This window comes from Micromonospora sp. C95, assembly GCF_018070465.1.
Lineage (GTDB): Bacteria > Actinomycetota > Actinomycetes > Mycobacteriales > Micromonosporaceae > Micromonospora.
Window position 1 is genome coordinate 1 of sequence record NZ_JAGPXT010000004.1, and the last position, 15,386, is coordinate 15,386.

The window sequence follows — 15,386 nt, forward strand, 5'->3', positions numbered from 1 at the left end:
GGCGCCGTCGCCCGCCTCAAGGACGGTGTAGGGCAGAGCGCGCTCGTGCAGGTGCGCGGCGGCGGCGAGGCCGACCGGCCCGGCACCGATGACAGCGACGGGCAACTGGTCCAGATCACTCATCAGGAACTCCTTACGTAGCAGTAGGGTGTCGCGGGCCGCCGAGTCATCGTGGCGGCGGTGGATGTCAGGTGATGGCGGGCGCGGTGTGGCGGGTGGCGGCGGAGCTGACCGAGCAAAGCTGCCGGTACGGCAGAGCTCATCCGCAGCACTTCCGTCCTGCGTTGATGGCCTCGGCCTTGGCCTCTGCGTCGCAGCAGGAGTCGGCGGCCCGAGCGGCCTCCGCCGTACCGCAGCAGGGGCCGGCGGTTGCCGTCTCAACGACGGGCGGGCGGGCTGATTCGACCGCTCGGGTGGGGCTTGCGCAGCAGGATCCGGATCCGGTGGCCGCAAGGGCGGCGGCCAAGTCGCCGGTGCTCTGGGTGTTTTCGTTCATCAGGGATGTCCCTTCCGGTTATCGCGGGCTGATCAGGGCGTAGATGGTGGTGCGGGCGCGTTCGTAGCGGCGTTGCGCGCGCTGGGCAGCGGTGGACACCTCGCCGCAGGAGTCGCAGAACACAACTCCCGCCGGGGCTGCCGATGACCGCCGAGCCCTGCCGAACATGACGACTCCTCCCCGAGGATGCCTGTCTTGACGTCTGTCTAAGCAGAGACTTGCACGCTGATTAGAGAGATGTCAACCTAGAGGAATGTCGAAGCAAGCCGCGCCGCTCACCGTGATCGACCTGAACGCCGATGCACCCTGCTGCCCGCCGCTGGCGCAGCGCCGGGTGCCGGCGGAGACGGCCGCGGTCCTCGCGCCGGCGTTCAAGGCCCTCGGAGATCCGGTGCGGCTGCAGCTGATGTCGATGATCGCTTCCGCCGAGGGCGGGGAGGCGTGCGTGTGTGACCTGACGCCGGCGTTCGACCTGACCGGGCCGACGATCTCGCACCACCTGAAGGCGCTGCGCGAGGCGGATCTGGTGGACGCCGAGCGGCGGGGGACGTGGGTCTACTACCGGGCGCGTCCGGGGATCCTGCGCCAGTTGGCGGCCCTGCTCACCGTCGAGCCAGTCGAGTCGTAACACCACCCGAGGGCGTGCGCGACGCTCGCCGCGCAGTGGTCAGCGTGGTGCGCCAGCTGTGCCACTGCGCGCGGACGTCGGGATCGCCGCCGAGCGTGGCAGCCTGCGCCGCCCGGACAGGTGCGCGGCGAGAGCACGCATCACATGGGTGGCGTCGCGGCTGACGCCACGCAGCGTGTTCGAGGCGAAGGATCGCTGGAACTCCAGCCCCACGTAGGCCAGCCTCCGATGGGTGGTGGAGAGTCCGCTGACCTGTCGGGGCGTGGCGTGCGCCAGGACGCCGAGGGGCTCCAGGTAGCCCAAATCCGGGCGGTAGCCGGTGGCGAAGATGACCGCGTCCACCGCTTCTGTCGTGCCGTCGCTCCAGACGACGCCGTTCGGGGTGAAGGTAGTGAACATGTCTCGGCGGGCGAGTTGCCCGGAGGTGATGGCCTGGCGGTAGACGCCGCTGTCGAGCACGGCGGCGTGGCGGATCAGGCGGGTGAGGATCCGCCGGGGGAGGCGGTCCGCGCCGGTGACACGCAGCCAATGGTGCAGGTCCCGTCCGCCGATGCGCTGCGGTAGGAACCGGACGGGTTCGCGGGTGGCGAGGGTGACGTGCGCGTGCGCCGCGAGTTCATAGGCGACCTGCACCGCGGAGTTGCCGGCCCCGACGACGATGACCCGCTTGCCGGCGTATGGTTCCGGCCGGCGGTAGTCGGCGACATGCAGCAGGTCTCCGGTGAAGTCGCTGCGGCCGGGCAGGTCGGGCAGGTACGGGTTGCCGAAGGAACCGCTGGCGGCGACGACACCGGCTGCGGCGATCTCGTCACCAGCATCGGTGCGGATCTGATACCCGCCGCCAGCGTGCGGGTGTACCTCGGTGACGCGCACGCCGGTGCGGATCTCGGCGTCCAGAGTTGCCGCGTAGCGGCGCAGGTAGGCGACGACCTGGTCGCGGTGGGGATAGTGGTCGGGGTCCCCGTCGAAGGCCAGTCCGGGCAGGGCGCTGTAGCGGGCGGGCGAGAACAGGGTCAGGCTGTCGTAGTAGCCCGGCCAGGAGCCAGCCGGTGAGTTCCCGGCGTGCAGGACAACCGGACGCAGGCCGGCGGCGAGGGCGGCACGGGCTGCGGCGAGGCCGGACTGGCCACCGCCAACGATGATCACCGGTTCAGTTTCAGCGGCCACGGCATCATCATATCGTCATTTTGTTGAGTGACAATATGATTGTGGCGGGGAAAGGTGTGACCATGAGCCAGACCGCCGCCGACCAGCCGACCGGGCCGCGGAACGCCGCCCCGCCGGGTCTTGCGCCGCAGACGCAGGAGTTCCTCAAGGCCCTCGGCAGCCCGACCCGGCAGCGGATCATGATGCTGTTCGCCCGCGGCGCCGAGATGTCCGTCGGCGAGGTGGCCGAGCGGGTCGGCATCAGCCAGGCCACGGCGTCGCAGCAGTTGACCCTGCTGCGACGCGGCGGGGTGGTCACCTCACGACGCGACGGCAAGACGGTGTACCACCGGGCCGACCGCGACGGCGCCCTCGCCGCCCTTGCGGACCTGAAGTCCTACCTGACGACCTGCTGCTGACCCACCCCACTTTTCATGTTGGTCTGCCTTCGAAAAGGATCGTCGCGGCGAGCCCGCGGCGGCGTGTGTGGATCGAGGCCGGTGTGAGGTCGACCGGTGGCGTCCGGTGGAAGGCCGGTGGCGGAATCGATCGCCCCACCGCAGTCGGGATGGCGTCGGGACGAGGCGGCCGAGCCGATAGGGAACGCGTAGCCGACGCATAAGCGACTCGATCAAACTGGCCGTCGACAGGGCGTGGCGCGGACACCCTGCGTAACGACTCGCCCTGACCAGAAAGGACTGGTATGGCCGACGACAAGACCGCGGGACCCACCGCAGACCACCAGGCCGAGCACTTCCTCGACCTGGACGACCTCGACCTCGCCGGGGTCGACATCGACACCTGGGACAAGACCGCAGGCGGCACCAGCTGGCCCTGCGTCATTCGTACGATCACGGTGGCCACCCGGGCTGTCTGCGGTTCCGCCGACTGCGGCCCGCCCCCGCCCGGTGGCAGCTACTGAGTTCCTGAGGTTGGTTAACGACCGGTGAAACAGCTCAGCTCTCCAGTGCTGTGGCTGCGGGACGGTCCGGAGGAGGTCCAGAGCCTGGTTATGGGCCTGGACCTCGTTCGGACCGCCGCGCACGAGGACCCAAGCCACGCGTGGCTCTGCATGATTGCCAATGGCACCGCCCACTATCTGTCCACCTATGCGCCGACGGAGCTGCTGTCGAGGCTCTACACCGGCGGAGACGAACTGTACGGCGTGGTCGCCCCGGTCGGCCGGCTCCGCACCGACGCCGATGGCGGGCTGGTGCTTGACGGTTGCTGGCGGTTCGGCTCGGGTTCCGATCGGGCTGCCGTCATGGCGATGGGGTGCGAGCCGATGGCGGGCCGCCGCGTCACCGTCCTCGTCGACCGGGCGCGGCTCGAGGTGACGCACCCGTGGGAGGGGCCGGGGTTGCTCGCGACCGCCAGCCACACCCTGCGAGCCAGCGGTGTTCGCGTCTCACCCGCAGATGTGGTCGACATGACCGACGTGCCGGCCGGTCGACCGGTCGGGATCTACGCCGATCCGGATCTGTTCCTGGCGAACATGCCCGGGGTGGCGCTCGGGCTCGCCGAACGGCTGCTGGCGCTGCTCGGACCGGGGCCGGCACCCGGTGCCTGGCGGGCCACCTACGCCGAAGCTGTCGCCCGTAACACGCTTGCCCGACGTGGCCTGGTCGGGATGTTGCACAGCTTCGACGCGCTGGCGAGGGCAGGGCAGCTGGCGCCGTTCTCGCCCGCGTTGCGGCGCGAGTTCCTGCTGATGTTGAGCGCTACGTACCACCTCGGCCTGGATGCCGCCCTCGCGCTGGCCGAGAGCTGCGATACGACGGACCCGGGGATCCGGCAACAGCTCGAGCAGGCGCGGGTCGACATCGCGACCATGCGACCGCATGCCGCGATGCGACCGTCCCGCCTGGTCAACGAGGGGTCGTTCACCCCGATGGGGAGGCTCTGATGACCACCGTCCCGTCGCTGTCGACGCCGGGCTGGTGCCTGCTGCGGATTCCACTGCTGCCGGCGGTGCCCGACGCCGCCGCCCCGGATGGCTTGGCGCGGCAACTGCTGGACCTGGCCGTCGACTACGCGACCGTGTTCCAGCGGGCCGGCGAGGACGACCGGGACTGGCAGGATCCGGCAACTCGGCTGGCCGTGTACGGCAGTCGGGCCCGGTACCGCCCTACCCCGTTCGGCATGTTCAGCCTCAGCATGCTCGCCGAGGTCAGGGAGGAGGACCGGCCGCCGGCTACCCGGCTCGATCTGGTGACCGATGTACGGTTACGCCGCCTCGACCTGCCGCAACAGACTGGGCGATGGTTCGTTAATCCGTCCCTCGCCGTCGAGCACGGCCGGTGGTCGTACCTGCACCCGGACAAGGGTGGGGTCACGTCGATGTCGGACACCTCGGGCGTGCGCCAGCTCGCGGAGCGTCTCGCCGCGCAGCTCGCCGCGGCACCCCGATCGGCGGCGGCGTGGGCCGTCGTGCTCGATGGCGAGACCCGGTTCGACCTGGCCGTACGGCAGCGGCTGCTGCTGCCGGAGCACGAGCCAGCGATGATCGTCGGCCGGGCCGCGCCGGCCGCTCCCACCGAGGCGGTAAAGGCCGCCCTGGCTGTCGAGCGCCCGTTCCGGGACGACCAGTTCGTGGACGCCTTCAGTGAGGTCCGGGCCCGGATGTCCGGCGCGGGCACGGCAGCGCTGCTTGACGGAGCCGCACGGTTGCTGCAGGGACACTGGCGACCCGGCCGGCTCGACCGGGTGCGGGACCACGTCGCCGGCGGATACAGCGGCGGAGCGATCCCGCTGACGTGGCTGCTGACCGCCCCGGTGGACCATCCGCTGGGCAGCTGGCGGCGGCCGGAGGCCACGACCGAAGGCACCGAGAACCTGGTACCGGCGCGACGCCTGTTCGTGCCACGGGCCCGCCGCGACAACGCCGCGGTGCGGTGGTGGGAGGAAGCCCTCACACTGGACCAGTGGCGGTCCCGCCGTAAGGCGCCCGCCGCCGACAGCGCCGTGGTCACCCAGCCGCAGTTCGGGATGGCCAACGGTGCGCTGCTGGCCGAGCCGGTGGCCGGGGCGGACGCCTGGCTCAAACTGGTCCTGCCCGGCTTCTGGGGTGGGCCTGGTGCCCGGCTCAGTGAGCAACTGGGCATCACGAAGCCCGACCTCGGTACGGAGGTACCCGGCTGGCTACCGCTGGAGATCGGATGGGTTCCGCCGGATCGGCGGGCACCGTTGGTCCGCCGACCGGAGAGTGGACTGCCCCGACTCAACCTCAATCTGCCGCACCGGACCGGCGATCTACAACTGGCGGATCTGGCCGTGACCATGATGGCGGGGCGGCTCCAAATCGTGCACTGTCGCGACGGACGCTACGTGCAGCTGCGGTGGGACAGCCCGTTGACGCTGAGCAACAGTTTCAACCCGTGGTCGGTGCAGCTGCTGGGGTTGCTGCTGGACGAGGCCCACGGTCCGGCGCTGGCCGCCGACCCCAGCCTGTGGGCGCCGCCGGGCGAGATGGTCCCCCGCATCACCGCCGGCCGTTGTCTGGTTTCCCGGCGCAGCGTCGTCCTGGACGCACAGCACCGCGCCGATCTGCTGGACCTGGCCGAGAATCCGGCGCAGTTGTGCGACGTACTCACCGAGGTGGGGTTCGGGCCGCAGGTGGAGGTGAGCGAGGGGCCGGACACGACCATGCGGTTGGACCTCACCGACGCCACCCAGCGGTGGTGGTTCACCCGGCGCCTGCGCCGCGAGGGCCGGTTGATGCTGCACGAGGCCCTGCCGGTGGCGACGCTTGTCGAGTCGGAGTTGGGTGGGCACATCCACGACGTCTGGGTGCCATGGCTGCGTCCTGATCCGCACGCGGTCAGGCCGATGTCGCGTACCCGCCTGGTGGACCGGCAGCCGACCGTCGACCCGGATTGGACCAGCTGGTTCGTCTACGCCCCGGAGCGGGTGGTGGAGCTCTGGCTGGCCGGCGCCGAGAGAATGGCGTTGATGCGCCGGGGGCACCTGTTCTACATCCGCTACCACGACGACCGACCGCATCTGCGGATCCGGGTGCACCACAGCGTCGAGGCCGAGCCGCTGCTGGCCGACCTACGCGCCCACCTGGCCGCGATGGTTCCGCAGCAGCCCTGCGAGGTCGATCTCCGGAGCTGGACACCGGAGGACTACCGGTACGGCGGTGCAGCGAGCCGGGCCGACGCCGTGCGGCTGTTCTGCGCCGACTCGGCCTGGTGGACGCAGCGGCTCGCCGCGGGCCCGGACCAGGCCGGCCGGTACACGTTGGCGGTTGCCCGGATCGCCGCCTGGTGCCGGCAGCTGGCCGGCGAGGAGCAGGCGCTGGCGTTGCTCTGCGGGCTGCGCGGGCTGGACCCCCGGCTGCCCAGCTCGCGGGCCGAGCGGGAGTGGATGGCGACCTTCCGGGCTGCTCGGAAGGACTTGGAGCAGGCCCTCGACGCCGCGCTCACCGAGCCGGAGCCGGCCCTGAACTATCTGGCCGGCCTGGACAGCGACGCCTATGCCACGGCGCTGAGCAGCCTCATCCACATGAGCGTGAACCGGGGGTTGCCGATGGGGCAGGCGGTAAATCGCGAGTCGGAACTCGTGCTCGCGGCGGCTCGGTTGTTGAAGGGTCGGCAGGCGCGGGCGACCCGGAGCCGAGCGGTCGATGGCTGAGGCCGACGCAGCCCGGCGGCTGCTGCGCCGGCTCGTCGCCGAACTACGACAGCGGGGGCACGCGAGCCCGGAGGCGGCGACGGCCCTTGCCCTGCTCGCGTGCCGGCTGGGTCAGGCGTCCCTGGCGGCGTCGCTGACCGAGCTGGCCGTGCGGGGCGGACAGGTGCTCGACTTTCGGATCAGCTGGCTGCGTCACCGGCTGGCGGGTGAGTGCCTGCCGCCCGGCCCCGGCCACGCCGAGACATTGGCCCGTACCCGGGCGGAGGCGATGGAAGTACTCGACGCCTTCTATCGGCACCACCTTGAGGCCGGCGACGTCGATCTGATCAATGGCGCCGGCGGGGTCGGCATGACCCTGTGGGACCTCGCCGACGAACCGGCTCGCGCCAGGCTGGCGCAGCCCATCACCCGGATCGCACTGTCCATCCTGGAGCAGAGGTCGTACGGTCTCTACCACGGCCGCAGCGGCGGCATCCTGTTGCTGCGGATGCTGGGGCGCCGCTATGGCGAAGACCGGCAGGTGACCGCAGCGGTCGACGCGTTGCTCCGGCACCTGGAGGGGCTGACCCCCGCCGTCCTCGACCGCGACTGGTTGGGTGTCGGCGGCGTCACCATGTGTTACGGCCAGCCAGGAATGCTTACCGCGCTGGGCCCGGAGGTCGACCCGCTGGTGCTGGCGCGGTTCGTCGACGCGGCGATCACCGGCCCGGCCCTCGCCCGGCTGGATGAGCTGCTGGCCGACGCCGACGCCGACGCCGACGTCTCGGTCTGCCACGGCCTGGCCGGGCTGAGCCTGGTCACCAGGTTCGCCCCCGGGTGGCGGGAACTGGTCGGTCCGGACCGCCGGGCCCGGCTGGCAGCCCGACTCGCGCATCATCTGGACCAGGCCGATGACCAGGCGGTGGCCGCCATCTTCGACACGCCTTTCCTGCTGTCGGTGATCGAAGGGACGCTCGGGACGGCGCTGGCGCTGGCGGAGTGCGAGACGACGTCACGGCCGTGGTGGGGCATCTGCGTGAGTCTCGGTGACGGATCGGCCGCCGTGGCCGGCAGCCAAGCAATTGGGAGCAGTCGATGACAGCCAACCTTCAGACCGAGGACAACGACTGCGGCGTGTCGGCACTCGTCGCCAGCCTGCGCCTACAGGGACATCAGTTTTCCGAACCGCTGTTGCGGGATGCGCTGGCCACCCGGGGCGCCCTGTCGCTTCAGGACCTGCGGGACACCTGCGCCGCCGTGGTGGGCGTGCGCTACCGCGGCCGGCGGGACTTTCCGTTCGCCGAACTGACTCCGGGCACCATCGTCCATCTGCGTATGGATCACTTCGTGACGGTGGAGCGATGGCGCGGCCGACGGGTACGGGTCTTCGACCCATCGGTCGGGTACGGATGGCTGACCGAGGCCGCCTACCAGGAGCAGGCCAGCGGCTGGGTGCTGGCACCGGCCACCCCGGCGCCGGCGGACGCGCCCCGACGTCCACGCGCGGCGACCCGGGCCGCCTGGCTGTGGCCGATGCTGCGGTCCGGGCAGATCAAGTTCCGGCAGGTGGTGCCGGTCCTCGCGATGAGCCTGCTGCTCTACACCGGCCTGACTTTGCTCAACATGGTCCTGCTGCCCTATCTGAACGAGGTCACCGTCGCGGGTACGGTCGCCGCCGGCACCCTGGTCACCGCGTTACTGACGTTCAGCGTCGCGACCAGCGCGCTGTTCTGGCTTCGGCATCGGCAACTCACCTCGCTGGGGCTGTCGTTCGACCGGGCCATGCTGCGGGAACTGATCGACCGGCTGACCCGTACGTCGGCGCGTACCGAGCTGACCTCGGGCGACGTGCTGCATCGGGTACAGAGCGCCCGCGCCGTCCGGGAGGCCGGCACCGGTCTGGCGCTGTCGCTGTTCACCGACGCGGTCGCCGTGGTGATCCTGCTGGCGTTCATGGCGACGATGTCGCTGCCGCTGACCGGCGTGGTGGCCGGCGTCGCCGCACTCCACATCGTCCTGACCATCCTCGGCCGGATCCCGATCAACCGGCGTTTCGAGGAACAGCTGCAACTCGACGGTGAACTCCAGGACCTGCTCATCAGCATCTCTCGCGGGCTGACCACCTACCGGGGGCTGGGGGCGGTCCGGCACCTGGAGACCGAGCACGCCCAGCGGCTGGACCGGCTCCAGCAGTCGATCCGCGGGCTGGAGTACCGCCTGGCCTGGGTGTACGGGCCGAGCAACGCCCTGCGGTTCGCCGGCCTGTACGTGATCCTCGTGGTGGGCTCGGTGCTGCTGTCGGCGGGTCTGGTCAGCACCGGAGAGCTGTTCGGGTTCCTCACCCTCGGCGGTACGGTGCTGTTCTCGGTCACCGCGATCGCGCAGAGCCTCACCAATGCCGCCACGCTGGAGCGGCAACTCCGCTACGTGACGAGTTTGTTCACGTTGCCCGTGATGGAACGGGGAACCCGTACCGAGCCGGTGCCGGCCGCGCCGGCGGTGGTGCTGGAGGGGGTTCGGGTGCACCGTCCGAGGGAGCACTTCGACCTTCGGCTGGACCTGCGGGTGGAGCCGGGTGAGACGGTGACCGTCAGCGGTACGAGTGGGGTCGGCAAGTCGACCATGGCCCAGATCATCAGCGGCCTCGACCCGGTACCGACGGGACAGGTGGCCGTCTACGGCGTGCCGATCGCCGACTGGGACCCGGACCGACTTCGCCCGCTTGTGTGTTACATCCCGCCCCGGTCCGACTTCCTGCACACGACGATCCGGGAGAGCCTGTCCAGCGGGTCGACCGAGGTGACCGACCAGGAGATCCATGACGTGCTCGCCGTGATGGAGCTGACCGAGGTGATGCGTCCCCTGCGGCTCGGGTTGCGTACCCGCCTGCGCATCAACGGCTCGACCTTCAGCGCGGGAGAGGTGCAACGGTTCGCGTTGGCCCGGGCGCTGCTGCGCCGACCGTCGCTGCTGATCCTCGACGAGGCGACCAACTCCCTGGACCGGGACCTGGAACTGCGGCTGCTCTCGGCGATGCAGCAGCGGGTCGGGACGCTTGTCGTGATCAGTCATCGCCCGGTCGCTGAGCACCTGGGCGGCCGTCATCTGCGGATCGCGCGCGACGCTACCGGCGTGTCCCGGCTCGAATCGGCGGCGGTCGCGGCGGTCGTCGGTGGCTGAGGGGATACGCGGCGTCCACGCCTACTGGCAGTTGCCCAACCGGTTGCCCCGGGCTTACCAACAGCTGTCCCGGGCGACCTGGCTGCTGAGCATCCGCTCGTGGCAACGGCACGCCGGGCCGATCACGCTCTACGCCGACCCGCCGACAATTGAGTGGCTCGACCGGCTCGGCTGGCTCGACTGCTACGACCAGACCGAGACGTTTGACGACCGGGATCTCGACAAGCGCTACGACCGGGTCGCCTGTTTCGCGCTGCCGAAGCTGCTCGCCCTGGCGCGGTATCCCGACGCGGTGCTGGTGGACACCGACGCCTACCTGTACCACCGGCTGCGGTTGCCGGCCACCGGCTCGGTCTTCGCGCACCTGGAGCACGGCGACGCCGACTTCTATACGGGGCTGCGGGAACTGCGCAATCCCGCCCGGGTGGAATTGCCCGACTCACTGCCGACGGTCGGCAACACGTCGTTGTTCCGGGCGGCCGATGCGGATCTGGCCCGCCGGATCAGCCAGGCCGGGCTCAGCTTCCTGGCCGACAACCCGACCACGCCCGGCCGCGACGTCCACCTGCACATGACCGTCGCCGAGCAGGTGCTCGCCACCCACCTGACCACCGTTGCCGGGCATCGGGTGGTCAATGCCTTCAATGCGTTGTGGTGCCCACGGACGCTGCGCTGGCTGACCGAGCCACCCCGCTTCGGCCACCTGTGGAACCTCAAACGCGGGGCGCCCGCCGAACAGCTGCTGGCCGCGTACGTGTCGGTCACCCGGACGCTGTGGAACGAGTACGGCGTCGCCCCGGACCGGGTACGCGCAGCCTTGGAGCGAACATGATCTCGACCGACCTGCTCGACCGGCTGGCGAACACCGGCGCCGGGCTGACCCAGCCAGCCGGATCGACCGTCTCCGGTGGGCACTCTCCGGACTGGGTGGTGGAGCCGGAGTCGCTGGCGCAGCTGACCACCCTGGTCCGGATACTGCACGCTGCCGGCGCGGACTGGCGGGTGGACGCCCGCGGCCGCAACTGGGGATACGACGATGCCCGGGTCCGCGAGCCAGGGCTGATCGTCCGTCTGGCCCGGCTGGATCGGTTGGATCTCGATCTCGATCTCGGCCTCGCCACTGTGCAGCCCGGGGTGACCTTCGCGCAGCTGAACGAGGCGTTGCGGCGGGCCGATGCCCGATTCGAGCTGCCGCCGCCCGGCTCCGGCCCGCACACCTCGGTGCTCGGTAACGCGCTGGAACGTGGCCTACTCGCCGGTCTCGGCGAGCGCGAACGCCACTGTAGGGACTTTCTCGTCCTGCGCCGCGACGGCGAACTCGCTCGCCTGGGCTGGCCGGACGCCACCGACGACCGGGTCCGGCGGGCGCTGCCGTATCCACCCGGTCCGCACCGGCAAGGGTCGCTGTTCCAAACCTCCGGGTACGGCCCGGTGGTGGTGGAGCTGACGCACGTCCTGCCGCTGGCAACCGGGTTGACGGCCACGCCGGTGCTGCTGGCCGGTGCCGAGCTGACCGAGGAACTGGTGCGGTGCTGGCGGGACGTGCTCCTGGAGGAGCTGGTGACCTCCAGCATCCTCCTCTCGCCGGCCCGCCGCCGGGCTCAGGGCATCAGCGTCAGCCACGACGGTCTCGTCCTTGAACTGTGCGTCACCGCCCGTTCGCCAGTGATGCTCCGGGCCAAGGTCGTCGACGTGCAGCGGCTCGCCCGCCAGCACGGGCAGCGGCTGGCCGCACGCGCCGTCGGCGGCCACGACGACCTGAGCATCCTCGGCGGCGACCAGAACCAGCCGGAGTTGGTGGGCAAACTCCCGGATGGACTGGAATGGCACACCGCGGCGTTGCCGTTCGCCCCATCGGTAGTGGCCGCCTTCGCGCGGGCCGTGCGGGCGGACCCGGCGCTGGCGGACATCCCGTGGACCCTGCGTCCGCTCGATGCCCGGGCGTTGGTCTGGTTGGCGCCGATCGTCTACCGCAAGGAGGACTCGGACAGCGTCGCCCTACTGCGGCGTCGGGTGGCCGCCGTCAGCCGGATCCGCGACGAGTTTGCCGTCCCGGCCTACCGGTCCGGTGCGGTACGGGGCCACCGATGAGTCACGTTCTCGTCATCAGCGTCCACCGGATCCACGTCGGCCGGTCCGGGGAGGCGGTTCACCTGCGCCAGCTCAGCGAGGCGCTGCGGGCCACAGGTGAGCGCGTGACAGTCCTTGACGGTCCGATGGACCCGGGTAGGGACGGGGCCGACCACGGGGCCGGACTGCGGCCGGTCGCCGAACAGCTGGACACCCTGCTGGCACGGGACCGGCCCGATGCTGCCCTGCTCTGGGGGCACCTGGGCGAGGAGACCGAGCTGGTGCGGCGGCTGGCGGCGGCGAATGTGCCGACCGTGCTGGAGCACCCGGCCGCTGACCTTGTTCCGGTGCCGGAGACGCTTCGGCTGGTTGACGAGGTGGTGGTGCCGTCCGCGTTCGCCCGGCGGCTGTTCGAGTCGCAGACCGGCCGTCAGGCCCGCGCGATCGAACCCTGCCTGCGGGGCTGTGCCTGCCCGCCGGAACCGTCCCGCGATCCGGTGTCCAAGGGGTCGTACCGGCTGACCTTCATCAACCCGGAGCCGGCCAAGGGGCTCGGGGTGGTGATGCATCTCGTGCTGGCCGCCAGCGGGGCGGGGCTGCCGTTCCGGTTCCGGTTCGTCGAGGGGCGGTGGACCAGGGACCACCTCGCCCCGCTCGGCATCGGCCCCACCGACCTGCCCGAGGTGGAGATCGTCGAATACCGCGACGACAGCTGTGCGCTCTACGCCGAGACCGACCTGCTGCTCGTACCGAGCCTGTGGCAGGAGAGTTTCGGGATGGTCGCTCGCGAAGCCGTGATCCACGGGGTGCCGGTGGTGGCCACCCGGGTCGGCGGGCTGCCACAGGCGGTCGGTGACGGCGGACAGTGCCTGCCACCGCCGGCGTGGGACGGCGACTACCAGGTCCGGATGACCATGGCAGAGGTCAGGGCCTGGCTGGCGGCCGTGATCACCGGGCTGCGCGGCGCTCACCGGCCGCAACCGGCGCTGCTGTCCCGTGCCACGTCGGACAGCGTCCGGGCGTACCGGGCGGTGCTCGGTTCGTCGCCGGGGTGAACTCGTCCGGTGGCGCGGCTCACGGCGTCGACGATCGCCGCTGCCGGCCTGCTCCAGCGCTGCTCGCCGGCTACCGCCACCATCGTCGCCAGGTTCTCCGACTCGTCGCGTAGCCAGTCCCGCGGCCTGATGAGCAGCCGGTCCAACTCGGCCGGCGAGAACAGCAGCCGGGAGGCGGTGCCCGGCGGCGGGTGCCGATCGGCCGTTGGCCGCCCGGCGCCCGGCGCCAGCCGCTGGACAGCCTCCTGCGCCAGCACACTCCAACCGTCGGCCGCACGAGCCAGCACCTGGTCGACGGGTACGTCGATGTGGGGTGATCCGTCCGTCGCAGCGGTGAGCGCGTAGGTCCGGACCAGGTTGGGCAGCAGGTAGCGGTGCGGGCCGACGGTCTGCCGCGGCACCGGCGTCAGCAGGTGAGTGCCGACCAGCTCGTCCAGCGCCTGCATCGCCTCGCGGGGCGCCAGCCCCGCACAGATCGTGGGTGCCCAGTCCGGGACGGTGGCCGTCGGAAGTACGGCGAGCCGACGCAGCGTCAGGCTTGCCGCCGTGGTCAGCGCCCGGAATGACGGCGCCAGGTTGTCGCGCATCGACCCGTCGTCGGTACTCAGCGCGTCGAGCCGGTGCTGCGGGTCCCGCAACAGGGTCACCAGGTCGGCGGCCCACCGGCCCCGGTACATCCGGCAGGCAGCGAACCACAGGGCCAACGGCAGGCCGTCGCAGAGCACGGACAGCGCGCGGACCGCAGCCGGCTCCGCCGACAGTCGATCGGGGCCGAGATGAGCGGCGAGGAGCTCCAGTCCCTGCGCCTGCGACATCGGCGCCACCAGATGCCGGTGCGCTCCGGGGAGGTCGAGCCGCCAGCGGGCGGTGACCAGCACCGCGCAGCCGGCCCCCGCTGGCAGCAGCGGTAGCACCTGGTCGACCGCGCGGGCATCGTCGAGCAGCAGCAGGCAGCGCCGATCCGCGAAGAGGCTGCGCAGCAGCGCCACCCGTGCCGTCCGCTCGGCCGGGATTGCCAGGTCGGCGACGCCCAGCGCGCGTAGCAGCTCGTCGAGCACCTGGTCCGGGTGCTGCGGCTGCCCGCTGCCAGCGAGGTCGACGTACAGCTGGCCATCGGGGTAGGCGGCGGCGACGGTGTGGGCGACCTGGAGTGCCAGGGCGGACTTGCCGACCCCGGGCATGCCGTGCAACAGAGCGAGCTGCGGCCCGGCGTTCGCCGGCCGGTCCGGGTCGCTGTCCAGGTGCCTGACCAGTTCCGTCAGGTCGTCCTGGCGGGCTACGAAGAGCGACGACGCGGGCGGCAGTTGGGCTGGCCGAGGCCGGTCGGCGAAGCGCAGGGTCGGCACCGCACCGACCGTGACGGCGAGGCTCGGATCCTGCCGGAGAACAGCGTGCTCCAGATCGCGCAGGAGTGGGCCGGGGTCGAGCCCGTGCTCGTCCAGCAACAGCTGGCGACCCTGCCGGGCGACACTGAGCGCCTCCGGCTGCCGGTCGCTGCGGTAGAGCGCCACCACCAGTTGGGCGCGCAGAAGCTCCCGCAACGGATGCTCGGCGACGTACCGGGTCAGCTCCGGGATCAGGTCGCGGTGGCAACCGAGCTGGAGCTCGATGTCGATCAGCCGTTCCAGGTCGGCCAGCCGGGTCTCCTCCAGACCGGCACGGGTCGGGGCGACGAACGCGGCGAGGGCGCCGGTCAGTGCCGGGCCGGTCCAGAGCGCCAGCGCGTCACGCATGAGGGTGCGGGCGTTGGCCAGCCGACCTCGGTTGCGCTGCGCTCGCGCCAACCCGACGAGCCTGCCGTAGGCCGTCAGGTCGAGTTCGTGCGAGGCGAGGTCCAGCAGGTAGCCGCCGGGCCTGGTGAGCAGCGGCGCCGGTGCGTCGTCGGTACGCCGCAACGTCCAGCGCAGCGCCGAGATCTCGGACTGAATCTGCGCCCGTGCCGTGGCCGGCGGCGCGCTTTCCCAGATCGCCGTGGTCAGCTGGTCGACCGACACCACGCGGTTGGCGTTCAGGAGCAGGTAGGCGAGCACCGCACGGCGGCGGGGCCGCGCCACGTCGACCGGCGCACATTCCGCAGCTGCACCGACCGGACCAAGCACCGTGAAGCGCAGCGTCATCGTGCTACCCGAGAGCTCCGTCGAAGACCGCGAACCGATTCTGGTCGGGCGACAATTGCTGAGGACGGGACCGTGTGCAC

Annotated in this window: 14 protein-coding genes; 10 read left to right on the forward strand and 4 right to left on the reverse strand. The window is 71.2% G+C overall.

Annotated features, from left to right (window positions below; translation table 11 throughout):
* Together KBX00_RS29120 and KBX00_RS06300 are read right to left on the reverse strand one after the other, a co-directional pair.
* Nucleotides 1-123 (reverse strand): NAD(P)-binding protein (locus KBX00_RS29120; RefSeq protein ID WP_301547485.1); only part of this gene is annotated, 123 nt, incomplete at its 3' end.
* 391 nt (nt 124-514) lie between these two features.
* A complete protein-coding gene (locus tag KBX00_RS06300) occupies nt 515-664 on the reverse strand; it encodes a hypothetical protein (RefSeq protein WP_210824214.1) in 150 nt (49 codons plus the stop codon).
* 85 nt (nt 665-749) lie between these two features.
* On the opposite strand from KBX00_RS06300, the gene KBX00_RS06305 reads away from it, so the two are divergent.
* Nucleotides 750-1,124, forward strand: coding sequence for a metalloregulator ArsR/SmtB family transcription factor (locus tag KBX00_RS06305; RefSeq protein ID WP_210824216.1), 375 nt, complete (start codon nt 750-752; stop codon nt 1,122-1,124).
* 39 nt (nt 1,125-1,163) lie between these two features.
* Here the strand turns inward: KBX00_RS06305 and KBX00_RS06310 are convergent, their stop codons facing one another.
* Complete coding sequence (locus KBX00_RS06310) at nt 1,164-2,291, reverse strand: NAD(P)/FAD-dependent oxidoreductase (RefSeq protein WP_210824218.1); 1,128 nt, start codon at nt 2,289-2,291, stop codon at nt 1,164-1,166.
* A 62-nt stretch (nt 2,292-2,353) separates the two neighbouring features.
* Here KBX00_RS06310 and KBX00_RS06315 point away from each other — a divergent pair, with 62 nt between their 5' ends.
* The 9 genes from KBX00_RS06315 to KBX00_RS06355 all read left to right on the forward strand — a co-directional run bounded on the left by KBX00_RS06315 (nt 2,354) and on the right by KBX00_RS06355 (nt 13,189).
* Nucleotides 2,354-2,689, forward strand: coding sequence for a helix-turn-helix transcriptional regulator (locus KBX00_RS06315; RefSeq protein WP_210824220.1), 336 nt, complete (start codon nt 2,354-2,356; stop codon nt 2,687-2,689).
* Between the two features lie 284 nt (nt 2,690-2,973).
* On the forward strand, nt 2,974-3,192 hold the full coding sequence (locus KBX00_RS06320) for a hypothetical protein (RefSeq protein WP_210824221.1): 219 nt from the start codon (nt 2,974-2,976) through the stop codon (nt 3,190-3,192).
* Between the two features lie 150 nt (nt 3,193-3,342).
* On the forward strand, nt 3,343-4,176 hold the full coding sequence (locus KBX00_RS06325) for a hypothetical protein (protein WP_210824222.1): 834 nt from the start codon (nt 3,343-3,345) through the stop codon (nt 4,174-4,176).
* Nucleotides 4,176-6,905: a thiopeptide-type bacteriocin biosynthesis protein gene (locus KBX00_RS06330; RefSeq protein WP_210824223.1), complete on the forward strand. Its 2,730-nt coding sequence runs from the start codon at nt 4,176-4,178 to the stop codon at nt 6,903-6,905. Before KBX00_RS06325 ends, KBX00_RS06330 begins: the two co-directional genes overlap by 1 nt.
* Nucleotides 6,898-7,983, forward strand: coding sequence for a hypothetical protein (locus KBX00_RS06335; RefSeq protein WP_210824224.1), 1,086 nt, complete (start codon nt 6,898-6,900; stop codon nt 7,981-7,983). Before KBX00_RS06330 ends, KBX00_RS06335 begins: the two co-directional genes overlap by 8 nt.
* Entirely contained in the window at nt 7,980-10,064 is a 2,085-nt protein-coding gene (locus KBX00_RS06340; protein ID WP_210824225.1) for an ATP-binding cassette domain-containing protein, read from the forward strand. The genes KBX00_RS06335 and KBX00_RS06340 overlap by 4 nt, the downstream gene beginning before the upstream one ends.
* Nucleotides 10,057-10,896: a hypothetical protein gene (locus KBX00_RS06345; RefSeq protein ID WP_210824227.1), complete on the forward strand. Its 840-nt coding sequence runs from the start codon at nt 10,057-10,059 to the stop codon at nt 10,894-10,896. The genes KBX00_RS06340 and KBX00_RS06345 overlap by 8 nt, the downstream gene beginning before the upstream one ends.
* Entirely contained in the window at nt 10,893-12,155 is a 1,263-nt protein-coding gene (locus tag KBX00_RS06350; protein ID WP_210824228.1) for an FAD-binding protein, read from the forward strand. Before KBX00_RS06345 ends, KBX00_RS06350 begins: the two co-directional genes overlap by 4 nt.
* On the forward strand, nt 12,152-13,189 hold the full coding sequence (locus tag KBX00_RS06355) for a glycosyltransferase (RefSeq protein WP_210824229.1): 1,038 nt from the start codon (nt 12,152-12,154) through the stop codon (nt 13,187-13,189). Before KBX00_RS06350 ends, KBX00_RS06355 begins: the two co-directional genes overlap by 4 nt.
* Here KBX00_RS06355 and KBX00_RS06360 read toward each other — a convergent pair.
* Nucleotides 13,102-15,306 carry an AfsR/SARP family transcriptional regulator gene (locus KBX00_RS06360; protein WP_210824230.1) on the reverse strand — a complete coding sequence of 735 codons (2,205 nt, stop codon included), beginning with the start codon at nt 15,304-15,306 and terminating at the stop codon, nt 13,102-13,104. The genes KBX00_RS06355 and KBX00_RS06360 overlap by 88 nt on opposite strands.
* Nucleotides 15,307-15,386: the final 80 nt, after the last annotated feature.